The organism is Asticcacaulis sp. EMRT-3 (assembly GCF_030027245.1).
In the GTDB taxonomy this organism is placed as follows: domain Bacteria; phylum Pseudomonadota; class Alphaproteobacteria; order Caulobacterales; family Caulobacteraceae; genus Asticcacaulis.
In genome coordinates this window covers 108,275-130,865 of the sequence record NZ_JASERT010000003.1, presented here as the reverse complement: position 1 = coordinate 130,865, position 22,591 = coordinate 108,275, and the positions used below count along the sequence as shown (strand labels likewise).

Annotated in this window: 20 protein-coding genes and 1 pseudogene; 14 read left to right on the top strand and 7 right to left on the bottom strand. The window is 58.7% G+C overall.

Features of this window, described 5'->3' with window-relative positions:
- From QB905_RS14920 to QB905_RS14900, 5 genes are all read left to right on the top strand, one after another.
- On the top strand, positions 1–1,090 hold a 1,090-nt coding region (locus tag QB905_RS14920), incomplete at its 5' end, for a TolC family protein (protein ID WP_282975989.1).
- A complete protein-coding gene (locus QB905_RS14915; RefSeq protein ID WP_282975987.1) occupies positions 1,087–2,241 on the top strand; it encodes an efflux RND transporter periplasmic adaptor subunit in 1,155 nt (384 codons plus the stop codon). The genes QB905_RS14920 and QB905_RS14915, both read left to right, overlap by 4 nt.
- Before the next feature lie 2 nt (positions 2,242–2,243).
- Complete coding sequence (locus QB905_RS14910; protein ID WP_282975985.1) at positions 2,244–5,486, top strand: efflux RND transporter permease subunit; 3,243 nt, start codon at positions 2,244–2,246, stop codon at positions 5,484–5,486.
- A 64-nt stretch (positions 5,487–5,550) separates the two neighbouring features.
- Positions 5,551–5,877, top strand: coding sequence for a DUF190 domain-containing protein (locus QB905_RS14905; RefSeq protein ID WP_282975983.1), 327 nt, complete (start codon positions 5,551–5,553; stop codon positions 5,875–5,877).
- Positions 5,874–6,299 carry a hypothetical protein gene (locus QB905_RS14900; protein WP_282975981.1) on the top strand — a complete coding sequence of 142 codons (426 nt, stop codon included), beginning with the start codon at positions 5,874–5,876 and terminating at the stop codon, positions 6,297–6,299. Before QB905_RS14905 ends, QB905_RS14900 begins: the two co-directional genes overlap by 4 nt.
- Positions 6,300–6,321: 22 nt before the next feature.
- On the opposite strand, the gene cadR is transcribed toward QB905_RS14900, so the two are convergent.
- Positions 6,322–6,753 (bottom strand): Cd(II)/Pb(II)-responsive transcriptional regulator, encoded by a 432-nt coding sequence (gene cadR / locus QB905_RS14895; protein ID WP_282975979.1) that lies wholly within the window; start codon positions 6,751–6,753, stop codon positions 6,322–6,324.
- Between the two features lie 77 nt (positions 6,754–6,830).
- On the opposite strand from cadR, the gene QB905_RS14890 reads away from it, so the two are divergent.
- Positions 6,831–9,359 carry a heavy metal translocating P-type ATPase gene (locus QB905_RS14890; protein ID WP_282975978.1) on the top strand — a complete coding sequence of 843 codons (2,529 nt, stop codon included), beginning with the start codon at positions 6,831–6,833 and terminating at the stop codon, positions 9,357–9,359.
- A 32-nt stretch (positions 9,360–9,391) separates the two neighbouring features.
- The gene (locus tag QB905_RS14885) at positions 9,392–10,084 is read left to right on the top strand and encodes a ZIP family metal transporter (protein ID WP_282975976.1); all 693 of its coding nucleotides are present in this window, start codon (positions 9,392–9,394) and stop codon (positions 10,082–10,084) included.
- A gap of 67 nt (positions 10,085–10,151) precedes the next feature.
- Here QB905_RS14885 and QB905_RS14880 read toward each other — a convergent pair whose 3' ends face one another.
- A complete protein-coding gene (locus QB905_RS14880) occupies positions 10,152–11,045 on the bottom strand; it encodes a DMT family transporter (protein ID WP_282975975.1) in 894 nt (297 codons plus the stop codon).
- A gap of 71 nt (positions 11,046–11,116) precedes the next feature.
- On the opposite strand from QB905_RS14880, the gene QB905_RS14875 reads away from it, so the two are divergent.
- From QB905_RS14875 to QB905_RS14850, 6 genes are all read left to right on the top strand, one after another.
- Positions 11,117–11,392, top strand: a complete 276-nt coding sequence (locus QB905_RS14875; protein WP_282975973.1) for a metal/formaldehyde-sensitive transcriptional repressor — start codon at positions 11,117–11,119, stop codon at positions 11,390–11,392.
- A gap of 6 nt (positions 11,393–11,398) precedes the next feature.
- Positions 11,399–12,526 (top strand): nickel/cobalt efflux transporter, encoded by a 1,128-nt coding sequence (locus tag QB905_RS14870; protein ID WP_282975971.1) that lies wholly within the window; start codon positions 11,399–11,401, stop codon positions 12,524–12,526.
- Complete coding sequence (locus tag QB905_RS14865) at positions 12,527–13,132, top strand: cation diffusion facilitator family transporter (RefSeq protein ID WP_282975969.1); 606 nt, start codon at positions 12,527–12,529, stop codon at positions 13,130–13,132.
- A 236-nt stretch (positions 13,133–13,368) separates the two neighbouring features.
- Positions 13,369–13,617: a WGR domain-containing protein gene (locus QB905_RS14860; RefSeq protein WP_282975968.1), complete on the top strand. Its 249-nt coding sequence runs from the start codon at positions 13,369–13,371 to the stop codon at positions 13,615–13,617.
- A gap of 233 nt (positions 13,618–13,850) precedes the next feature.
- A complete protein-coding gene (locus QB905_RS14855; protein WP_282975966.1) occupies positions 13,851–14,615 on the top strand; it encodes a response regulator in 765 nt (254 codons plus the stop codon).
- A gap of 72 nt (positions 14,616–14,687) precedes the next feature.
- Positions 14,688–14,933, top strand: coding sequence for a hypothetical protein (locus tag QB905_RS14850; protein WP_282975964.1), 246 nt, complete (start codon positions 14,688–14,690; stop codon positions 14,931–14,933).
- 19 nt (positions 14,934–14,952) lie between these two features.
- On the opposite strand, the gene QB905_RS14845 is transcribed toward QB905_RS14850, so the two are convergent.
- The 4 genes and pseudogenes from QB905_RS14845 to QB905_RS14830 all read right to left on the bottom strand — a co-directional run bounded on the left by QB905_RS14845 (position 14,953) and on the right by QB905_RS14830 (position 20,379).
- Entirely contained in the window at positions 14,953–18,180 is a 3,228-nt protein-coding gene (locus QB905_RS14845) for an error-prone DNA polymerase (protein ID WP_282975962.1), read from the bottom strand.
- Between the two features lie 2 nt (positions 18,181–18,182).
- Positions 18,183–19,139 carry a DinB/UmuC family translesion DNA polymerase gene (locus QB905_RS14840; RefSeq protein ID WP_282975994.1) on the bottom strand — a complete coding sequence of 319 codons (957 nt, stop codon included), beginning with the start codon at positions 19,137–19,139 and terminating at the stop codon, positions 18,183–18,185.
- A 183-nt stretch (positions 19,140–19,322) separates the two neighbouring features.
- Positions 19,323–19,658, bottom strand: a pseudogene (locus tag QB905_RS14835) (Y-family DNA polymerase); the annotation flags it as partial.
- Positions 19,621–20,379 (bottom strand): ImuA family protein, encoded by a 759-nt coding sequence (locus QB905_RS14830; RefSeq protein ID WP_282975960.1) that lies wholly within the window; start codon positions 20,377–20,379, stop codon positions 19,621–19,623. The gene QB905_RS14830 and the pseudogene QB905_RS14835, both read right to left, overlap by 38 nt.
- Before the next feature lie 287 nt (positions 20,380–20,666).
- On the opposite strand from QB905_RS14830, the gene QB905_RS14825 reads away from it, so the two are divergent.
- Entirely contained in the window at positions 20,667–21,374 is a 708-nt protein-coding gene (locus QB905_RS14825; protein WP_282975958.1) for an SOS response-associated peptidase, read from the top strand.
- 43 nt (positions 21,375–21,417) lie between these two features.
- Here the strand turns inward: QB905_RS14825 and QB905_RS14820 are convergent, their stop codons facing one another.
- The gene (locus QB905_RS14820; protein ID WP_282975956.1) at positions 21,418–22,521 is read right to left on the bottom strand and encodes a Fic family protein; all 1,104 of its coding nucleotides are present in this window, start codon (positions 22,519–22,521) and stop codon (positions 21,418–21,420) included.
- Between the last annotated feature and the right edge of the window lie 70 nt (positions 22,522–22,591).

Sequence of the window (22,591 nt, the reverse complement as noted above, 5' to 3'; positions counted from 1 at the left end):
CCAGTCCCGTGCGCTACCCAATCCGACGGTAAACGTGACCGTCGAGAATTTCGGCGGAAGCGGGCCCTATTCAGGCACCCAAAGTGCTGAAACGACAGCGGCGATTGAGCAAACCATTGAGCTCGGCGGTAAACGCGGTGCCCGTATCGAGGCCGGTCGCGCGGGTCTGGACGTGGCACGCGCCCGGGCCACCATGACGCAGAGCGATTTCGCCTTCGATCTGGCCCAAGCTTATGCTGCTGCGGAAGCTGCGGACATACGGTTCCAACTCGCCAAGGACTCGCTGGCCCTGGCGGAAGACGATGCGCGCGTTGCGGACGCTATGGTCAAGGCCGGTAAGGAAGCGGATCTGCGATCCGTGCAGGCGCGATCAGGTGTTGAAGCGGCCCGTGCCGATGTCGATGAAGCCCAGGCTGTGCGAAACACAGCGTTTGCCAAGCTCACGGCCATGGTCGATTCGCCTGTTCAGTTCACCTCGATTACCGATAGTCTTCTTGCGCACGCCGACCGAGGTGAGCCAATTGCTCCGGCCGATCCTTTGAACAGTCCCGCCTACCTGGTGGCACAAGCTGAACGCAATGAGGTGGCCAAACGGGTTCGTGTCGAGCAAACACGCTCTTCGCCAGACGTAACCGTGTCCTTGGGGGTTCGCCGGATCGCCGCTGACGATTCCCGCGCCCTTGTCGGTGGCGTGTCCGTGCCGTTCCCGATCTTCGATCGCAACCGCGGCAATATCAGTTCTGTTCAATCCGAGCTGGCGGCGGCAGATCAGAGGGTCAATATCGCCCGGCTTGATGCCCAAGCGGATATCCAGTCGGCAACGGCCAAGCTTCAGGCAGCCTTCACGCGCGTCAAATCTGCGCACGACAGCGAGCAGACTGCCCAAGAAGCCTACCGGCTCACCCGTATTGGCTACGAGGCCGGCAAGCTGCCTTTGAGCGAAGTTCTAGGTGCGCGCCGGACCCTGACCGACGCCCGCAATCAAACGCTGAAGGCGAGAGAAGATCGCCTCAACGCCGAAGCCGAACTCGCCCGTCTGCGCGGCATTACCCCATTTGGAGACCCGCAAGGTTCGGGAGACAAATCATGAAATCGAACAATCTCTATCGTTACGGTGGCGCTGCTGCCGCACTCCTCCTTGTTGGCGCTGGCGGCTTTGGCCTGGCGCGTTGCACGGGCGACAAACCCGCCGTCTCGGCCTCGGCGGTTGCCGTTGAAGAGACACCTTCAGATGATCTGAAGCTGTCACAGGAGGCGATCACCGCCGCCAATATTTCTGTAGAAGCGGTCAATTCCGGAGGTCTGTCCTCGGAAATCATCACGCAGGCTCAGGTCGTGGCAACACCCAATGGCCAGGCGGCGCTGACTGCCAGAGCCGCAGGGTCCATATCACGCATCTACAAACGTCTTGGTGATCCGGTAAAGGCGGGGGAAGCCCTGGCCCTGATCGAAAGCCGGGATGCTGGCCAGATCGCTGCCGATCGCACCACGGCCCTGGCCCGTGCGCGTGTCGCTCAAGCCAATCTTGCACGGGAGAAATCCCTGATGGATCAGGGCGTGTCGGCGCGAGTCGACTATGAGCGGGCGCAGGCGGATGCGGCTGCGGCGCAAGCTGAGGTCACTAGGACGCAATCGGCGGCGTCCGCGGCACGGATCACCTCGGATGGCCACGGCGTCATCGTTGCCAGCCCGATATCCGGGCAGGTAACGGCCAGCATGGCCAGCTTAGGTGCCTTCGTGCAGCCTGAGACCGAACTGTTTCGGGTGGCCGATCCGAAGCTCGTTCAGATCGAGGCGGCTATTGGTGCGTCGGATATGACACGTGTGGCCGCCGGAGACCGCGCCGTCATCGACATGCCGGACGGACGTGCCCTTGAAGCGCGGGTTCGATCGGTCACACCCTCCCTTAATGCCGAAACCCGCGCCGCGACGGCCGTTCTCGATGTTGTCGGCGGTGAAGTTCAACCCGGCCTTTCGGTACGGGCGCGCCTTTTCCCGGCGGTTACGAGCCAATCAAGTGCGATCGTCGTTCCCGATGAAGCCGTGCAGTCGGTGAACGGTCGCGATGTCGTTTTCGTTCGCACCAAGGATGGCTTCAAGGCCACACCTGTGACGGTCGGTCAACGCAGCGCCGGCCGCGCTGAGATTACCTCCGGTCTCACCTCCGGTCAGTCCATTGCCACGCGCAATGCCTTCTATCTGAAGGCTGAGCTCGGCAAGGGCGCAGGCGAGGAGGGATAGCCATGATAGGAAACTTAATGGCGCTCAGCGTGCGTGCACGCTGGGCCGTCCTGCTTATTGTCATGTTGGTCGGCACGTTCGGGGCCTGGCAACTGACGAAGCTGCCGATTGATGCCGTCCCTGACATCACCAACAAGCAGGTTCAGATCAACACAATCGATACCGGCCTGTCCCCCGTCGAAATTGAAAAGCGCGTGACCTTCCCGATTGAGACGGCTCTTTCTGGCATTCCTGGCCTGGAGACGACAAGATCGCTATCGCGCAACGGCTTCTCCCAGGTCAGCGCGATCTTTACCGAGGGTACGGATCTCTATTTTGCGCGGCAACAGGTCAGTGAACGCATTGCGCAGGCCAGAGACAGTTTGCCTGAAGGCACGCAGCCACAGATCGGGCCGGTTACGACCGGGCTTGGCGAAGTCTTTATGTACGCCATCGACTTTGCCAATCCCAACGGCAAGGGCGCCAAGATAGTCGACGGGCAACCCGGCTGGCAATCTGACGGCAGCTTCCTGACCCCGGAGGGTGATCGTCTGACCGATGAGGTCTCGCGGGCCGCCTATCTGCGCACGGTGCAGACCTGGATCATCTCGCCGCAGCTTCGCACCGTCAAAGGCGTGGCCGGTGTCGATTCCATCGGCGGGTTCGAGAAGCAATATATCGTTGAGCCCGATCCGGTAAAACTTAGCGCCTATGGCGTCTCGTTTACCGAACTGGCCAAGGCACTTGAGGCTGCCAACCTGTCGGTCGGCGCCAACTTCCTCAATCGCTCAGGGGAGGCCTACCTGGTCAGGGCTGACGCCCGCATCCGGTCGCTCGACGAGATCAATCAGGCGATCATCGCCACGCGAGGCGGTTTGCCTGTGGCGCTGAAAGACGTGGCCACGGTTCGTTTGGGCGGTGAGCTGCGCACAGGCGCTGCCAGCATGAACGGCCACGAGGTCGTCATCGGCACAACCTTGATGCTGATCGGGGAAAATAGCCGGACCGTTGCCAAGGCGGTCGGTGAGAAACTCGAAGGGATCAAGAAATCCCAGCCGCCGGGTCTAAAGGTCACGACCACCCTCGACCGCTCCAAACTGGTGAGTGCGACCGTCGAAACGGTGCAAAAGAACCTGTTCGAAGGCGCGGTCCTCGTCGCTGTGGCGCTCTTCCTGCTTCTGGGCAATGTCCGCGCGGCGATTATCGCCGTGCTGATCATTCCGTTCTCATTCCTGATAATGGCCATCGGGATGAACGGCATGAAGGTATCTGGGAATTTGATGAGCCTCGGCGCGCTGGACTTCGGTCTCATCGTGGACGGTGCCGTTATCATTATCGAAAACTGCCTGCGGCGGCTGGCCGAACGCCAGCATCACGAAGGGCGTATCCTGTCCCTGCGGGAGCGACTGGAGGAGACGACGCTCGCCACCCAGGAAATGATCAAGCCGACCGTGTACGGCCAGGCCATCATCTTTCTGGTGTTCGCGCCCTTGCTCACCTTTACCGGTGTCGAGGGCAAGACGTTCTCGCCCATGGCCATAACCCTGATCCTGGCCCTGGCGGCGGCATTCGTTCTCTCCATCACCTTCGTGCCGGCCATGGTCGCGCTATTGATCCGAGGCAAGATCACGGAAAAAGAGGTCTGGATCATTCGCAAGATTAAGACGGCTTATGAGCCGGTCCTGCACCAGGCGGTCGCCAAGCCATGGCCCTTCATTGCCAGCGGCATCGGGATATTCGTTCTGTCCGGTTTCGTCTTTACGCTCCTGGGCCAGGAATTCATTCCGCAACTCGACGAGAAGAATATCGCCCTATCAACGAGCCGCATTCCTTCGACCTCGCTGGAAGAATCCCTCACCATGCAAAAGGGTGTTGAGAAGGCCGTCTCCAGCCTGCCAGAAGTGGAGTTAATGTTCTCCAAGACGGGCACCGCCGAGGTGGCGACTGATCCCATGCCGCCTAACATCTCCGATGGCTTCGTTATCCTGAAGGAGAAACAGGACTGGCCAAAGGGCGTCAAAACCAAAGCCGACGTCGTCCAAAGGATCGAGGATCGTACGAACGGGCTTATCGGTCAGTCTTACGAGCTGAGCCAGCCGATCCAGCTTCGTTTCAACGAACTGATTGCGGGGGTACGCGGTGATGTCGCCATCAAGCTTTATGGTGATGATCTCGACAAGATGGGGGCGTCAGCCGCCAGAATTGTCAGCGTGCTGCAATCCATACCCGGAGCCGCTGACGTTAAGGCCGAACAAACGGCCGGATCGCCGACGCTCGATGTCCAGTTCGATCGCACCGCTATCGCGCGTTACGGCCTGACGGTAGAAGAGGTCGCCGATACCGTCTCGGCAGCGATGGGCGGACGAGAAGCCGGCCTTGTTTTCGAGGGCGACCGCCGCTTCAACATCGTTGTCCGTGTGCCGCAAAGCACGCGCAATGATCTGGATGCCTTCATGGCGCTGCCGGTCATGTTGCCAGAAGAGGGCGGCCACGCCAGAGGGTCGGTCCCGCTGTCTCAGGTGGCGCAGTTCCGCTTCACGGAAGGTCTCAACCAGATCTCCCGTGAGAACGGCAAGCGCCGGATCGTCATACAAGCCAATGTGCGCGGCCGAGATGTAGGCTCTTTCGTCACCGAGGCCCTGCTAAAGGTCGAAGCCGTCGCCCTCCCGACAGGGTCTTTCCTGGAGTGGGGCGGTCAATTCCAGAACCTGAAGGCGGCCTCGGACAGACTGGCCATCGTCGTACCGATCTGCTTCCTCGCCATCTTCGGCCTTCTCTTCATGGCTCTGGGCGGCTTCGGACGTGCCATTTCCGTCTTCACGGCCGTGCCTCTTGCGCTGGCTGGTGGGGTCTTCACGCTCGCCATGACCGGGATCGCCTTCTCCGTTTCAGCGGCAGTCGGCTTTATCTGCCTGTCCGGTGTCGCCGTACTGAACGGGCTCGTCGTCATGACCAGCATCCGACAGCGCATCGAGGCCGGGATGGAACTCAGCAAGGCCATCACCGAAGGCATGATCGAGCGGGTTCGGCCGGTCATCATGACGGGACTGGTTCCGGCGATTGGCTTTATCCCAATGGCGCTTGGCACAGGCACCGGCGCCGAGGTGCAAAAGCCCTTGGCGGTCGTCGTCATCGGCGGCCTGGTCACGGCCACGGCCCTGACGCTGCTTGTCCTGCCTGCCATCACGCAAGTGGTCCTGGGCTTGGGTGAGCGCATGAACAAGCGCCGTCAGGTGATGCCCGTCAATGAGCGTCCCGCAGAGTAACCGAAAAACCCCATCCCGACGCCAAACGTCGGGATGGGGTCCCTCCATTTTGAAAGGTAAGGCCATGAGCCAGACCATGAAACTTCTCAGAATCTATACCAGTGAAAGTGCGTATTTCGGCGACAACAAGGTCTTCGCGGTGATCGCCACCCGTGCTCGCGATGCCAAGCTTGCCGGCGCCACGATCCTCCAGGCCCTCGTCGGCTTTGGCCGATCCGCCCACTTGCGGCGCCGGCATATCCTCGAAGATGACCAGTCGCTCGTCATCGAAATCGTCGATGAAGAGGCGCGTTTGCGAGACTTCGTTGCCTCGATCGACGACATTCCCGGCGTCGGGCTGATCACGCTTGAGGCGGTGGAAGTGCTGAAATCAGAGGGGGTAGCGCCATGAAGCGTGTCCTTGTTATCCTGGGCCTCGCAAGCTTCCTCACCGGATGTGTTTCCGTGCCGGAACAATCTCTCGACCAGCGCCTGGTGGGGAAGTCCGACAAGGAGGCGAGGACCTTGCTGGCCTATACCTGCTATCGCGAGGCGGCATGGCCGACCTATAATTCTGCCGCCTATAAAAACGCGGGGGCCCGTCAACGTAGCCAGATGGCGAATAGCCAGGGACCAGAAGTCCGAAGGATGACCGCTCTGTGCCGACAGATGCGAACCGCCACTGATACGACTAAGGCCGGTTTTGCCGAGGATTGCCGAGGGCTTATTGCTGAAAAGACCCGGCGCTATGGCGTGAAAGCGGCAGACCACGTCCGCCGTGTCGCGGACATCTGTTCGAAAATGACTGGCCAGCCGATAGACGGGGCGGTCTAGCGCCTTGCCAAAGCTCTCACATCTATCCGAGGTGTGTATGCCGGTCGCTGGCGGCGTCGGGCTGCATGGTCTCCAGTCCCACCAGGATGCCGCAGGTTTCGCCGGAAGCCTCCGTCCGGCACTTTTGGCGCAGGTCCACCAACTGCTCTTGGAGCAGTTGCAGCTCTTTGATCCGTACTTCGACATGGCCGATATGATCGTCCAGCAGGGTCACGACCGAGTCACATCCATCCGACGGTCCATCCATCGTCGACAGGAGGGCGCGGATTTCCTCGTGGGTCATATCCAGCGCGCGGCAATTCCGAATAAAGCGAAGGCGCTTCAGGTGTTCGCCGCCATAGTCGCGGTAGTTGCCATCGGTGCGGTCGGCCTTCGGAAGCAGGCCCGCCTTCTCGTAAAACCGGATGGTTTCCGTGGTGCAATTGGCCGACATCGCCAGTTCGCCGATTTTCATCAAAGGCTCCGAGTTCTCGCTTGACCTTGTAGTTACTTCAAGGTGTCCAATAGCAGGTATACGAATTGGAGTCCATTATGATCGACGACCCGAAGCCCCGCCGCGAGCCGGCAAATGACCAGGCTCATGACGATCTTGCGCATGATCACGCGGGTCATGACCACAAAGGACATGGTCACGATCTGGAAGGGCACAACGACAGCGATAAGGCGCACTCTGGCGGTTGCTGCGATCATGATCTTGGGTTGGCGCCTGCTGTGCGCAAGCCCGCCAAGGTGATTTCGCGCGCACCGGAGGCCTCGGTCGCTGGCGATCATGGCCATGACCACCCTAAGGCGGAAGCCCATGAGGGGCCTGATCATTCCGGTCATGGCCATGATGATCACGACAGCGGACATCGCCACAATCACGAAGACGCCTGCTGCGATCCGCACGCGCCGGCCGTGGCGCTGTCCCCGTTGAGCGCTTCTGTCAAAACAGGTGAGGGGACGGTTACCTTCATCCGCATCATGCAAATGGACTGCCCGACCGAAGAAGCCCTGATTCAGAACAAGATCGGCGGCATGAAGTCGGTGAAGCGTCTGGAATTCAACCTGATGCAGCGCGTGCTCACCGTGGTTCACGAACCGGAAGCGCTCGATGCCATCTTGACCGGCATAAAAAGCCTGGGGTTCACGCCAGAAGTCCAGGGGGCGGACTCGTGTGCTCAGGCGAGCGCGTTGACGCCTGAACCCAAGAAGGCCTGGTGGCCCCTGGCGCTGGCCGGCGTGCTGGCGGTCGCATCGGAAGCCGCCGATTGGATGGAGATGCCGGAAGTCCTGGCGGCGACATTGGCCATTGCGGCGGTTCTGCTTGGGGGTTGGACGACCTACAAGAAGGGCTGGATCGCGATCGCAAACCGCAATCTGAACATCAATGCGCTGATGAGCATAGCTGTGACGGGCGCGCTGATCATTCGGCAGTGGCCGGAGGCGGCCATGGTCATGGTCTTGTTTGCCATTTCGGAATTGATCGAGGCCAGATCGCTCGACCGTGCCCGCAATGCCATTGCAGGCTTGATGTCCCTGACGGCCGATACGGTCACGGTTCAACAGGCGGACAAGAGCTGGCAGGAGGTCGATGTAAAGTCGGTAACGCTCGGTGCCTTGGTTCGCGTGAAACCGGGCGAACGTATCGGTCTCGATGGCCAGATTGTGAGCGGACGCTCGTCGATCAATCAGGCGCCAATCACCGGTGAAAGCTTGCCGGTGGACAAGGCGGAGGGTGACCAGGTCTTCGCCGGCACCATCAATGAATCGGGCGCGTTCGATTACAAAGTTACGGCCGCATCCGGGGAGACGACCCTGGCCAAGATCATCAAGGCGGTCGAGAGCGCTCAGGGTGCCAAGGCGCCCACGCAACGGTTCGTCGATCAGTTCGCCAAGATTTATACGCCTATCGTGTTCGCTATTGCCCTGGCTGTCGCGGTATTGCCGCCATTGTTGATGAGCGGCGACTGGCTCGCCTGGATATACAAGGCGCTTGTTCTTCTGGTCATCGCGTGTCCCTGCGCACTTGTCATCTCGACACCCGTCACCATCGTCAGCGGTCTGGCGACGGCCGCTAAAAACGGCATGCTGGTCAAGGGCGGTGTCTATCTGGAAGAGGGCCGCAAGCTGAAGTGGCTCCTCCTCGACAAGACCGGCACGATCACGCATGGCAAGCCTGTTCAAACCGACTTCGAGACCATCGCTGGGGGCGACAGCCAGCGTCACCGGGAGCTTGCGGCGGGCCTCGCCAATCGCTCGGATCACCCGGTATCAAAGTCTGTTGCGGTCGCTGCGGAAAATGACGGTGTCACAATTCCCGAGGTTGATGATTTCGAAGCGCTGCCCGGCCGCGGTGTGAAGGGCAAGATCGCGGGGAAAACCTATTATCTCGGCAATCACCGCCTGATCCATGAGCGCGGGATTTGCACACCGGACATTGAGGCACGCCTAACCTTGCTGGAGACATCCGGGAAGACGGCGATCGCGCTGTCCGATGAAACGACGGTCCTGGCGACCTTCGCCGTGGCCGATACCGTCAAGGAATCGAGCCGTCGCGCCATCGCGGAACTGCATAGCCTCGGCATCAAGACGGTGATGCTGACAGGAGACAATACGCACACTGCGAAGGCCATCGCCAAGGAAGTCGGTATCGACGAGGCGCTGGGCGACCAGCTCCCGGAAGACAAGCTTGAGGCTGTCAAAAAGTACGCAAAGGACGGCAAGGTCGGCATGGTCGGCGACGGCATCAATGATGCGCCGGCCTTGGCCCAGGCCGACGTCGGGTTTGCCATGGGCGCCATGGGAACCGATACGGCGATCGAGACGGCCGACGTGGCGTTGATGGATGACGATTTGCGCAAGATAGGCGTTTTCGTCCGGCTGTCGCGTAAGACGCGTGCCGTGCTCATCCAGAACATTACCTTCGCACTCGGTCTTAAGGCGGTCTTCCTGGTCCTGACCCTGATCGGCTACGGAACCATGTGGATGGCGGTTTTCGCGGACGTTGGCGCCAGCATCATCGTCGTCGCCAATGGCTTGCGGCTGCTTAGACGTGTCGATCTGCCAAAACTCACCTAAATTTCCGCACTAAATCCGCCAAGGACACCAAGATGATCGCCTCGACCTGGATCTATACCCTTATACCGGTCGGCGCAGCGGTCCTCGGCGCGGGCGTCGCCGTCAATGCCAAGCCGGGTCCTACAATCGTCAGTGCTGTCCAGCATTTTGCGGCCGGCGTCGTATTTGCGGCAGCGGCGGGTGAAATCCTGCCAAGTGTGATGCACGGAGGTTCGCCTTGGGCCACAGCCATAGGCGGCGCGATTGGTGTCCTTGTAATGCTGCTGGTTAAACAGCTTGAATCCATCGTGAAGGGACCGGTTGGGCTCCTCACTATGGTCGGTGTCGATGTCCTGATTGATGGCCTTGTGCTCGGGATCGCGTTTGCGGCGGGCGCCAAGGTCGGCATCCTCTTGACGATCGCCCTGACCCTTGAAGTGCTGTTCCTTGGCTTGACCGTAGCCAACGAACTCAGCGAAACGGTCCGCTCTCGCATAAAGATTGTCGGTATCACTGGAGCGCTCGTTTTATTGCTGCCGATCGGAACACTCCTGGCCACGCCCATTGCGACTTTGCCAGGGCCAATCCTGACCGGGTTCTTCGCCTTCGGCCTGGTGGCTCTTCTTTATCTTGTCACTGAGGAATTACTTGTCGAGGCGCACGAGACACCTGACCGTCCCTGGGTGACGGCGATGTTTTTTGCTGGCTTTCTGATTTTGATGGTCATGGAAGAGTTGATGGCCTGATCATCTATTGGGCCGTGTCCTCATAGACCTGGCAAGGTATCGTTCGCGACCGTCTGTCGGAGCCGGGTCACTTGACATCGGCTTCCGGGGGTTCGGTCAAGTGCAACCATACGCCCAGCGCCATCAAACCGCTGGCTATAAGCAGTGATAAACTCCAGGGCTCGCGCAACAGCACCAATCCGATCGCTGCGCCGATGAAAGGTGCGGTCGAGTAATAGGCCCCCGTCCGCGCAGCGCCGATTTCGCGCAGTGCGAATACAAACAGGACCAAGCTGGCCCCGTAGCCCAGGAGACCAATAATCAAGGCAAAGCCTGCCGTGGCCATCGGCGGCAGGTGGGCACCGACAATCAAGGCGAGCGTCACGTTGGCTATGCCGGCGACAATGCCTTTGATGCTGGCGAGCGTCGGCGCATCGACGAGCGAAATCTTCGAGGTACAATTATTGTCGATCGCCCAGCACAGGCAGGCGCCAGAGACGGCCAGTGCGCCGATAAATCCGGTATGGCCACCGGGGCCACGTAAGGCCAGGACTACTGCGCCAAGGAAAATCGCTAGCATGCCCCAGCCAATACGACGGTTGAATGGTTCCTTGAAAACGACCCAGGCGATTACTGCCGTAAAGACGCCTTCCAATGTGAGCAGGAGCGAGGCCGCAGCACCCGAGGTGCTTGTCAGTCCGACCATCAATAGGGCAGGACCCAGCGCGCCGCCAAAGAGAACGGTAGCTGCCAGCCAAGGCAAATCGGCGCGTTTTAGCGCAAGGCCCGCCTGTTTCAAGGCGGTAAATCTTACGATCGCTACCCCACAACCGGAGCCCATATACAGCAGTCCTGCCAGCATTAAGGGATCGACGCCGCCGATGATAGCTTTGGCGGCGGGCGTTGACGCTCCAAAGAGGAGGGCCGATAGCAGAGCGTATAATCCTCCGCGCTTTACGTTACCGAGTTTGAACTTGGCCAAATTGACTCCTTGGAGGGGTGGACTTCCTTATACAAAATATAGTATAGGGGGGTATGTTATAGGAAGCAACCATGCACGCCGATAAAGAAAAAGCCAAAATTTTAGCACGGGTCCGGCGCATTAAAGGTCAGATCGAGGCCCTTGAACGCGCCGTCGAGGGTGAGGCCGAGAGTGAGAAACTGCTGCACCTCATCGCCGCCGCGCGCGGGAGTATTTCCGGCCTAATGGGCGAAGTGGTCGAGCATCACATCCGGCATCACCTTGCCGACGATCCCGAGCAGCCCGGTATGCTGAAGCCTGAGGCGCAGCAAGCCCTGATCGACATTATCCATTCTTACGTGAAGTAGGCGACCATGAACGATTTCGCACATCTGCTCCAGCAAGGGGCGGGAAACGCCTGGCTGTTTATCCCGTCGGCCATCCTGCTCGGTGCTCTGCACGGGCTGGAGCCTGGCCATTCCAAGACCATGATGGCGGCTTTCATTGTTGCAGTGCGCGGAACAATCGGTCAGGCCGTATTGTTGGGCCTGTCGGCAACCGTGTCGCACACGCTGATCGTCTGGCTGATTGCACTAGGTGGTCTCTATCTTGGTCAAAGCTGGGACAGTGAAGCCATTGAACCTTACTTTCAGGTAGCTTCAGCGGTCATCATGTTGGGCGTCGCGCTTTGGATGATCTGGAGGACCTGGTCATATCAACGCGGTGACCATGGACATGATCATTCACATGGACACGCCCATGATGAAACCAAACATGTCGAAACCGGCCATGGCCGCTTGCGTCTCGAAATCTTCGAAAAGGGTCAGCCGCCACGTTTCCGGCTCTATCGAGAAACAGGCCAATCCTGGCAGGCGGGTGAAGTTCAGGTAGAGACGGTTCGCGAGGACGGTCGCGCGCGCGTCTTCACGTTTGTTCAGAAAAACGGCTTTCTGGAATCAGTCGACGATATTCCCGAGCCTCATGAGTTCAAGGCGAGGCTGGTTCTTGGTCATGCCGGACACTCCCACAGCTATTCGCTCGACTACGAAGAACATCACCATCATCACGATGAGGATCTCGCGCAGTCAGGCGTCATGGCCGGTTTTTCCGGCTCGGAACCTTATGCCGACGATCACGAGCGTGAACATGCGGAAGAGATTGAGCGTCGCTTCGCTGGCCAAAAGGTCACGACACCGCAGATCATCATGTTCGGACTGACGGGCGGCCTTATTCCTTGTCCAGCCTCGATCACGGTGCTGCTACTCTGCCTGCAACTAAAGCGTATCGCGCTAGGGGCGACGTTGGTCTTTTGCTTCAGCATTGGCCTTGCTTTGACCATGGTCGCCTCTGGCGTCTTGGCGGCGTGGAGCGTCAAGCATGTGTCGAAGCGGTTCAAGGGCTTCGGCAAGCTGGCCAATCGCGCGCCCTATCTCTCGGGCGGGCTCATCGTAATTGTGGCACTCTATATTGGCTTCACCGGCTTACGTGCCCTGGTGCATTAAATGATCGAAGAGAACGATGTCGCTACCAACCAGAGCCTGCGTAATGCGGTCATTATCGTGGCATTGGCGAACCTCGCCTATTTTGGCGTGGAGTTCGTGGTAGCCCGACGGATCGGATCACTTTCGTTGTTCGCCGACAGTGTCGACTTCCTCGAAGACGCAGCCGTCAACATTCTGATTGCGGTTGCCTTGGGTTGGGCTCAAAAACTTAGGGCGCGTGTGGGCATGGCAATGGCCATGATCCTGCTGGCGCCAGCCCTTGCCTTTGTTTGGACGGCCTGGCAGAAAATCCACGATTTCTCAGCCCCGCAGCCATGGTTGCTGTCCGGGACGGGGCTCGGCGCCCTAGCCGTGAATTTGTGCTGCGCGTTTCTGCTGGCAAGGTTTCAGCACCATAAAGGTACCCTGACCCGCGCAGCTTTCTTATCTGCCCGCAATGATGCTGCGGCTAACGTTGCCATCATCCTTGCCGGTGCGATTACCCTGATCTGGCACTCACCTTGGCCGGACGTTATCGTCGGTGTTGGTATTGCAATTTTGAATGCCGACGCGGCGCGCGAGATTTGGAAGGCCGCTCGATCGGAAAATGACCAGGCCAAACCGTAATAGCGAGTTGACGCCAGGCGCCAGCGCAGTCCGAACCTAGCCGGTGCCGTTCGCGGTGGCCCATTTGCAAGTTCCTACCAGGAGTTTGAGACACTAGCCGAAAGACCCATATCACAAGCATCTCGCATGTAGTTTCCCATAATGTTTATTATCCGCGAAAATCAAGATTCTAGCGACAACCAATTGATTTACATATATAATTTTGCAAAACGGACCGTATTATGAGGCGATTTTGTATGTCAGTCGTCATTCTGAAACGCATCGACCAAACGCGCAACATGGCGCGCTTCTATGAGCTCGACGTCCAGCCTGGTTTGTTTGGCGAAGTCTCGCTGACCCGCCATTGGGGTCGCATTGGCGCTCATGGCCAATCCAAACAGAATTGGTTCGCGACGGACGAAGCGGCCGTCGACGTGGCAGGCAAATTGCTGCGACAAAAAGAGCTCCGTGGCTATCTGAGCCCCTCCCCCGCCGGAAAAAGTTAACGAGCCGTTATTGAAGCGCCAGGCTGGGCGTCAGGTGTGCAAACAAAATCATTTAGGTTCGCGTTGATGTCGGCTTTGCGCCTGTGGATGGGATCGACGAATGACTGCTTAGGGCAAAACCGGCATAAGACCTCGGGGTTGGACGCTTCCAACGAACCCGACGATATTCTCGTCATGGCTGGTTAATTTTCGTAATCTATTGTGGCGGCGGTCAACACGGTTAGGACATATGAATGGCTGAAGGCCTCGCTCTCATTATTGAAGATAGCCAAACCCAGGCCCGTATAATCGGACGGATGCTCGACGGCGAAGATTGGGAATACCTGACTGTAAAAACCATCGCCGAGGGCTTGACCCTCATCGTCAAAAAACGCCCGACGCTGATTTTCGTAGATATATTTTTGGGTGAGGATAACAGCCTCCTACACCTTGAACAAATCCGTGACCTGGCTCCGCAAGCCGCCATCGCAATTATGACAGCGGGAAGCAAACAAGAGGCGCTCGACGAGACGTTAGCAGCGGCACGGCGATCACAGGTAGATTTCGTACTGCGCAAGCCATTTTCTTCGAAACAGCTCGGGGCGATTCTGCAGTTTTCCAGCAATATCGAGGAAAACGGCAGAAAGCCATGTCACGCCCTCGTCGTAGACGACAGTCTTGTGGTGGGGCATCTGACGTCGCAAATACTTTCGGACGGAGGTTATCGAGTAAGCATGGCCTCCTCCATGGAAGATGCATTGGCCAACGTCGATATAGCTCACGTGGATCTCATCGTGTCCGATATTTTTATGCCCGGTATGGGTGGCCTCAAGGGCATCAAAGTTCTCAAGGCGACATGGCCAACCGTTAAGGTTCTCGCCATGTCAGCAGGCCTTGGTGAACGCATCACATCGGAAAATGCGATTTCCGCTGCGGTCAAGGCTGGCGCCGATGCAGAAATACGCAAACCCTTCACGCATATTCAGTTGATGAACACGGTGATTGACATGATGGCATAGCCAAGGCTGGCTCAATTCAATTTGATCTTCATCCTTATAGACGCCAGCAGATGTCCTCGATTATAAGATCATATGGGCATCAGATTATATGATAGCGCGTGGGTCATTTTGCGCGATTCCGATACGCCGCAACAGGTTCGCAAGGATCGGGGTAATCCCGCCATGTTCCACGTCGGCGATTTCCGCTATGATATCGATGGCCGCGCTTTCGATCACTCAACGACAGTTCCAGATATTGTCCAGATGCTCAGCATCGCGGAGGCGCGCAACTTAGGCCTTTCGACCCAGTACATGGCGCCTAAATCCATCCACGTATAAATGCGTTCGGAAGGCGGCCTCACTTAAAATCCCGGCTTCGGTGCTGTATCTGCGCTATCGCATGCCCGGGCACGCGCGGATCGACACGTGAACCGCCATTCCTGAACTCGTCGCCCGGCTGGTGCGGCATTTGAAGTGGCGTGTCACGGTCGCCAACGCTGGCCAGCATAGGCGACAGGTCGACGACCGTCCGAGCAATGAGATGAACGACGTCCCCCTCCTTCTGAATAAAGCCGGTGATCAGGACCAGGCTTGAGCCATAGACGGCGCGCTTGTATTCCAGCCCGACCTTTTCCCAGACCACGATGTTGGCATCGCCGGTCTCATCTTCGATGGTCATGAAGATGACGCCATTGGCCGATCCCGGCCGTTGCCGGACATTGACCATGCCGGCGACCTGGACGTAGCGCTTGTCCTTCGATGTCATCGCCTCCCTGCAGGTGATGATGCTGCGCTCTTTCAGGTCCGACCGCAAAAAGGCGACCGGATGGGCGCCTTTGGTAAAGCCGACCTGGTTGTAGTCCTCGACCACCTCGGCGCCGTCGGTCATCCGTTTGAAATCCATATCCGGCTGATCGATCTCGGACAGGCTGCGACCGGTTTCGTCGAGCAGACTGTCGAACAACGGCAAGGCGTCGTCCCGGAGCGCCCGGATGGCAAACAAAGCCTCGCGCCGCGACACCTTAAAGGCCTGCTCAAACACGTCGGCCCTGGCCAGCTTTCGCAAGGTGGCGACCGGCGTCCTGGCCCGGCGCCAAAGATCAGGGATTGATTTGTAGGCCTGGTCCCCGCGGCGCAGGATCATCTCAGCGATTTCCTCGCTGCGGATGCCTTTGATAAGGCGATAGCCCAGGCGCACCGCGAATCGGCCGGGCCGCTCGGCGGACTCCAGAGTACAGTCCCAACGTGAGTTATTGACGCAGAACCACCTGACCTCGACGCCATGTAGTTTCGCATCACGAATGAGCTGGGCCGGTGCGTAGAAGCCCATGGGCTGGCTATTGAGGATGGCGGCCAGGAAGACATCTGGATGGTGGCACTTCATCCAGGAGGAGGCTTCGGAGATAATGGCAAAGCTGAAGGCATGACTTTCGGGGAAGCCGTAAGAGCCAAAGCCCTCCAGTTGTTTGACCAGGGTGAGCGCAAACTCCTCGGTGTAGCCATTGCCCTTCATGCCATTGATAATGTCCAGCGCCAGCGGCCCTATGCCGCCTGTCTTCTTGAACGTCGCCTGCGCCCGGCGGACAAGATCGGCCTGTCCGGCAGTGAAGCCAGCACAGACAATGACCACCTTCATGGCCTGCTCCTGGAAGAGCGGCACGCCCATTGTTTTGCCTAAGATGGCGGCCAGTTCCGGCGTCGGGAATGTCACCTCCTCCAGGCCTTCGAGGCGGCGTAGGTACGGGTGAACCATGTCGCCCTGGATCGGCCCCGGCCGGACGATCGCCACCTGAATGACCAGGTCGTAGAAGGTGCGTGGTTTGGTGCGCGGCAGCATCGACATCTGAGCCCGGCTTTCGATCTGGAAGGTGCCAATCGTATCGGCTCTGCGGATCATGGCATAGGTTTTCAGATCTTCCGGCGGGATCGAGGCCATATCGATATGGATGCCTTTATGCTCGGCCAGAAGATCGAACGCCCGCTTCATGCAAGACATCATGCCCAGCGCCAGGCAATCGACCTTCATGAACTTGACGGCGTCGATATCGTCCTTGTCCCATTCAATGACCTGGCGGTCCTTCATGCGCGCAGGCTCTATCGGTACGAGTTCGTCGAGCCGATCATGGGTCAGGACAAAGCCACCCGGATGCTGGGAGAGCTGGCGCGGTACATCGAGCAATAGCAGGTGGATCTCAAAGGCGAGACGAAGCCGCCGGTCTTGGGTGTTGAGATTAAGCTCAGCTGCCATCTCTTCGCTGAAGCCGGTCGAATGCCAGTGGCGGATCGATGAGGCGAGCGTCTTGATCGTGTCTTCGGGAAAGCCCAGCACCTTCAGGGTGTCGCGCAGCGCGCCACGTGTGCGGAAGCGCGTGACAACGGCTGTCAGGGCGGCGCGATTGCGGCCGTAGGTCTCAAACACCCACTGCATGACTTCTTCTCTGCGCTGGTGCTCGAAATCAACATCGATGTCGGGCGGCTCCTTGCGCTCTTCCGAGATAAAGCGCTCGAACAGAAGGTCGTTGCGGTCGGGATCAACCGAGGTGATGCCGAGCACATAACAGACGCAGGAATTGGCGGCAGAGCCGCGGCCCTGGCAGAGGATGTCACGAGACCTCGCAAACTGGACGATGGCATTGACGGTCAAAAAGTAAGGCGCGTAATCGAGCCGCCCGATCAGGTCGAGTTCGTGCTTGAGAAGCTTGATGACCTTATCGGGCACGCCGTCCGGATAGCGCCACTTGGCCCCGGCCCAGGCCAGGCGCTTTAACGCTTCGATGGCCGACAGCTTCTGGCTGATCTTCTCTTCCGGATATTGATATTCCAGCTCTGACAGGGAGAACCGGCAGCGCTCGGCGATCTCGACGGTGCGCGCCATGGCCTGGCGGTAGTCGGAAAACAGCCGTCCCATTTCCTCCGGAGACTTCAGGAAGCGGTCGGCATAGAGGTGGCGCAGATCACCCATGGTGTCGATGGTGCAGCGGTTGCGGATGCAGGTCACAACGTCATGCAGCATGGCGCGCTCATGAATATGGTAGAGCACGTCATTGGTGACGACGGTTGGAACCCGGTGCTTGAACGCGAGGTTCGACAGCTCATGCAGGCGCATGTGTTCGTTCTGGCGGTGGCGCAAGGTCAGGGCCATATAGGCACGCTCAGCAAAAACCTGCTTGAACTTGCGCAGACGGACCGCGCACAACTCGTCGGCTTCGTCAGGGATGAAGATAGCGATCAGGCCTTCATGGAAATCCTCGACATCCGACCATTCGAGGTCACAGCCGCCCTTCCCAGCACGGCCCTTGCCCAGAGACAACAGGCGGCAAAGACGGCCATATCCCGCACGGTCGATCGGGTAGATCAGGAGAGACATGCCATCCTTAAGATCAAGACGACAGCCGATGATCAAGCGGACACCTGTCTCTTTTGCCGCAACATGCGCCCTGACGATACCGGCCAGTGTATTGCGATCGGTGATGGCGAGAGCCTCCATGCCCAGGGCCTTGGCTTGCGCGAACAGATCGTCCGGTGCGCTGCAGCCGCGCAGAAAGGAAAAATAGGAAGCGCATTGCAGTTCGACATAATCCGCCATGGTCAGTCGAACTTTCCATGCAGATACCAGTTGAGCGAACCCGTCCCCTCATTTTGGCCGTCACCTGCCCGAAACGCCCAGAAGCGCTCGCCATTATCGACTTCGAGGATAAAGTAGTCGCGTATCTTGCCCTTCTCATTGTCGCTGCACCACCATTCACCGCGCACACGCTCAGGGCCATCGGCACAGAGGACGCTGTAACGTTGACCGCGCCAGGTAAAGGCGCGCGGCGGATGATCGGGCAAGGCGGCCAGAGCCATGATCGGCTCAGGTCGGCGATAGATGCGCTGTGGGCGGCGAAAAGCCGCGTTACGCCTTGAGCCGATCTCCGTCGAGGTGGGCGGCGCACGCTTCACCGCGCGCTCGGGTATATCGGTTGCCACGGATACGGCGCGGTAGAGGCTCTGCCTGCCATAGCGATTGGTGATCGTGTCCCATAGCTCTTCGACATCGGGCCTGGGCGGCGCCGAATAGTGGGCGACGGTCTGTTTGGGCACCAGGGGTTCGACAAAGGCAGCTTTCATGACCATCTTGTCGATGCCCCAGCCGGGATCGACGGTCTCGATCTTGTCGCACAGCAGATGGCTTAAACGCCTGGGATCACGCACCGGCTTGGCCGTCGCCACGAAGATGGTCTCGATGCGGTTATCGACGCGCGTAAAATGCAGATCAAGGCGACGACTGCCAAGGCCCGACGCTTCCAGACGGTCACACATCATATCGGTTAAGCGACGGGTATATTTCTGCAAGGTCTCCGGAGCGCCGATCGGTTCGGCAAAGACCCGCTCGACCGAAATCAGCTCCGGCGATTGCACAGGTTCAATCGGCTCAGCCAGTCGACCAAAGGCCTGGTCGACACGGCGGAACAGCTTGGGCCCAAAGCTCTGGGTCAGCGGGGCTCTCGGCCTGGCAGCCAGTTCCCCAATCGTGTCAAAACCCAGCAGTAACAGATCCGGCATCATCTCAGCCGGTAACCGCAAGGCCGCTATGGGCAGATTGATGAGTGCCTCTGCAGTCTTACCCGGCTCAATGATGCGCATCGATTGCTGCCCGAAACGCGCCAGGGCATGCGCGCCCCCCCAGGTGTCGGCAAGCGCCGCCTGGGCCGTAAACCCAAGCTCAGCCAGCCGTCTGATGATATCAGACAAAAGACCCGCCTCACCGCCATAGAGGTGGGCGGCTCCCTCAATATCCAGAACGAGCCCGTCGGGCGGATCGGCAGCGACGATGGGGGCATAGAGCCGCAAGGCCCAGAGGGCGAGCTTTTCCAGATCAGCAACATCACCATGAGGATCGGCGTCCAGAATAGTCAGATCAGCAAACAGGGATTCTGCCCTGGCGACGGGCATACCGATATGGATGCCAAGGGCCTGAGCCAGATCATCAACGGCCGTTATGACCCGCCGCCTGCCATCCGACCCTTTAAGGACTAATGGGACATCAGCCGGTGGCGCCTTGTCGCCAAGTCCCCTTCGCATCCGATCTGTTGGCCAGGTCGGAAGATAAAGCGATAAAACCCTTGTCATCGCACGCTTCCACTTCAAAATCCGCACATTCGCCGCCTCGGCAGCGCATCAGCTCAATCTGCCACCGGGCGCGTCCCACACCGCGGACGGGTAAAGGTCTTGAATTTAGTTCTGTCACCCGCCAGCGCGTAAAGGCTGCGGTGGGATTGCCAAAGTCCCGCGCATCGACGGGTCTGCGCCATCTTCGCAAGGCCAGACCCATGGTGCCCGACGTCTCTGAGGCCAGTTGCAGACGATGGGATGAGACGCGGTTCAGGTCTGACAGCTCGGCAACAACGGCAGATAGCCCGCCGTGGCGCAGCGCCTCTTCAAAACAGCCAAGGATCGAGGCTTCATCCCGTGCTTCAAAAAAGACGACCTGTTCTTCGCTCAAGCCCGATTGCGCAAGTGCCGGGGCAAACAGATCGGCCTGGCTGTAGCACCACAGGACCTTGCCACCCGTTCGCGCTGCGATACCGGCCGTAAACGAGGCCGCCGCCGCGCCATCTACCGCTCCATGGGCGCCGCCAGCGATCTCGTGAAGGGCGCCAAGGGCCAGCCCGCCTTGAGGCAGGTGACGATCAAGCGCCTCGATACCGAAGGGCAGGACGGTCCGGCTACGGCGAACAACCCCCTCGATCCCTTCGATCTGTTGCCTGAGTTCGGTAAGGACGGCGGCATTGGCGGGTGGCATAACATACACGATCCTTTCTGGAGCGAGGTTAGAGAGGCGTTTGGCCCCGACATAGACATAATGTTCCTTATTTGTTCTTTTTTGAAAAAGGAGTCAACGGGGGTTAATGGCTCGGGTACGCGACGCGAGGTCTGAGTCAGGTCTCTCGCGAATCTTATCGTGGTGGATTCCAGCACCGGAACAATGTCTTAACGGCCAGCATGCGGCCTAAGATGCGGTATGAAAAAAAGTGATTGCGTCCATCCCTTTGTTGGGGACAATCTGAGTTCACCTCCGGGAGGCAGATCGTGTGCAACCTTTATTCGATGACGAGCAATAAGGACGCCATTCGCGAACTGGCTCGCTTCATGAAGGCGACGAGTGCAGTCGATAATCTGCAGGCCATGCCCGCCATCTTCGCCAATGGCTGGGGGCCTGTTGTGCGCAACACATCTGAAGGCCGGGAACTGGCGATGACGAGATGGGGCATGCCATCACCTAAATTTGCGCTCGAAGGCAAGTCTTATGATTCCGGCGTCACCAATGTCCGCAATACCGCTTCGCCGCACTGGCGCCGATATTTGGGGGTGGAAAGCCGCTGCGTCGTGCCCGCGACCTCGTTTTGCGAACCCGACCAAGCATCCGGCTCCAAACAGAATACCTGGTTTGCTCTCGATGAGACCCGCCCTCTCTTCTTCTTTGCTGGTATCTGGACGCCGCAATGGACGTCGGTGCGCAAAATGAAGGACGGCGAGACAACGGACGATCTCTACGCCTTCCTGACAACCGAAGCGAATGCAGAGGTCAAAGCCATCCACCCGAAGGCCATGCCAGTGTTTCTTCGTAACGCTGAAGAAGTCGAGACATGGCTGACGGCACCCACGGAAGAAGCGCTGAAGCTGCAGAGGCCCCTACCGGACGCCGCGCTGAAGATCGTTGCACGTGGTACGAAGCTGGATAGGCCGGGTGATGACAATGGCCAGGCGCCTTCTCCGGCACAGGCAAGCCTCTTTTGAGTAGTGCTACATGTTAAGACGTAGAGATACCTGTCTTGAGGGTCTATTCCGGCAGCGAATAGCTGGTGCTACGGCCACCACCTGCGTCTTTGACGAGGATGCCACGCTCGACAAGGTCAGTAATGTCACGCAGCGCCGTGTCCGGCGAAGACTTCGTCAGGGCCGCCCATTTGGATGTGGTCAGCTTGCCTTCAAATCCGTCAAGCAGGCGATTGATGATCTTGCTTTGGCGTTCGCTCAGCTTTTGTCCGGCAAGCCCCTTCCAGACTCGCGCCTTGCGCAAGGTATCAGCCAGTATGACTTCAGCGCCGATAAAGGCCTGGTCAAGGCAAGCCAAAAACCAGTCTATCCAATCGGTAATGTCAGTGCCACTCTTCTGGGTCGCTTCCAATCGGGCATAGTAGGTTTTGCGTTCCTGACGGATTTGGGCGGACATACTGTAGAAGCGCTGAGGGCTATTTTCCGAACGCGCCAAAGCCATATCGGCGATGGCGCGCGCGATACGGCCATTGCCATCATCAAACGGGTGGATGGTTACGAACCAGAGATGTGCGATGGCGGCTTTCAGCACAGGATCCATTGCCGGGCCATCATTGAACCATGTCAGAAAATCTGACATTTCCCTAGCGACCCGCGAAGCCGCTGGTGCTTCGTAATGGATCCTCTCAGCCCCAAAAGCCCCCGAGATCACCTGCATAGGCCCCGACACCTCAGTGCGCCACGCCCCGACCACGATCCGCGTCATACCGCTATACCCAGTAGGAAACAGGGCGGCGTGCCAGCTAAACAACCGCTCTTCAGTCAATGGCGCGCCATAGTTTTGCGTGGCATCCAACATCATCTCGACGATGCCATCGACATGACGGTCAGCAGGCACAAGGCCCGCTATGTCCATGCCAAGGCGGCGCGCCAGCGATGAGCGCACCTGATCCCGGTCAAGAATATCACCTTCAATTTCGCTGGATTTGAGGACGTCTTCAGTCAGTGTTGCCAGACTGGCCTCGACCTTCAGTTCCAAACCAAGACCATGCATCCGCCCCAAAAGCAGGCCCTGACGATGGCGCACAGCGGCCAGATGGTCGGCAATCGCCTCCATCTTCCATTCAAAATGGGGCCATGTGTCGAGTTCATGAATATATAGAGTCATATTTACCGCTCTTTGTGCGGCGAATATGCGCGCTATTTACGGCACAAACAAGTGCTTTATCCGCAGGAAG

Coding starts and splice junctions, on each gene's coding strand:
- QB905_RS14915 (WP_282975987.1), top strand. CDS start 1,087: ATGAAATCGAACAATCTCTATCGTTACGGTGGCGCTGCTGCCGCACTC.
- QB905_RS14910 (WP_282975985.1), top strand. CDS start 2,244: ATGATAGGAAACTTAATGGCGCTCAGCGTGCGTGCACGCTGGGCCGTC.
- QB905_RS14905 (WP_282975983.1), top strand. CDS start 5,551: ATGAGCCAGACCATGAAACTTCTCAGAATCTATACCAGTGAAAGTGCG.
- QB905_RS14900 (WP_282975981.1), top strand. CDS start 5,874: ATGAAGCGTGTCCTTGTTATCCTGGGCCTCGCAAGCTTCCTCACCGGA.
- cadR (WP_282975979.1), bottom strand. CDS start 6,753: ATGAAAATCGGCGAACTGGCGATGTCGGCCAATTGCACCACGGAAACC.
- QB905_RS14890 (WP_282975978.1), top strand. CDS start 6,831: ATGATCGACGACCCGAAGCCCCGCCGCGAGCCGGCAAATGACCAGGCT.
- QB905_RS14885 (WP_282975976.1), top strand. CDS start 9,392: ATGATCGCCTCGACCTGGATCTATACCCTTATACCGGTCGGCGCAGCG.
- QB905_RS14875 (WP_282975973.1), top strand. CDS start 11,117: ATGCACGCCGATAAAGAAAAAGCCAAAATTTTAGCACGGGTCCGGCGC.
- QB905_RS14870 (WP_282975971.1), top strand. CDS start 11,399: ATGAACGATTTCGCACATCTGCTCCAGCAAGGGGCGGGAAACGCCTGG.
- QB905_RS14865 (WP_282975969.1), top strand. CDS start 12,527: ATGATCGAAGAGAACGATGTCGCTACCAACCAGAGCCTGCGTAATGCG.
- QB905_RS14860 (WP_282975968.1), top strand. CDS start 13,369: ATGTCAGTCGTCATTCTGAAACGCATCGACCAAACGCGCAACATGGCG.
- QB905_RS14855 (WP_282975966.1), top strand. CDS start 13,851: ATGGCTGAAGGCCTCGCTCTCATTATTGAAGATAGCCAAACCCAGGCC.
- QB905_RS14850 (WP_282975964.1), top strand. CDS start 14,688: ATGGGCATCAGATTATATGATAGCGCGTGGGTCATTTTGCGCGATTCC.
- QB905_RS14845 (WP_282975962.1), bottom strand. CDS start 18,180: ATGGCGGATTATGTCGAACTGCAATGCGCTTCCTATTTTTCCTTTCTG.
- QB905_RS14840 (WP_282975994.1), bottom strand. CDS start 19,139: ATGCCGGATCTGTTACTGCTGGGTTTTGACACGATTGGGGAACTGGCT.
- QB905_RS14830 (WP_282975960.1), bottom strand. CDS start 20,379: ATGCCACCCGCCAATGCCGCCGTCCTTACCGAACTCAGGCAACAGATC.
- QB905_RS14820 (WP_282975956.1), bottom strand. CDS start 22,521: ATGACTCTATATATTCATGAACTCGACACATGGCCCCATTTTGAATGG.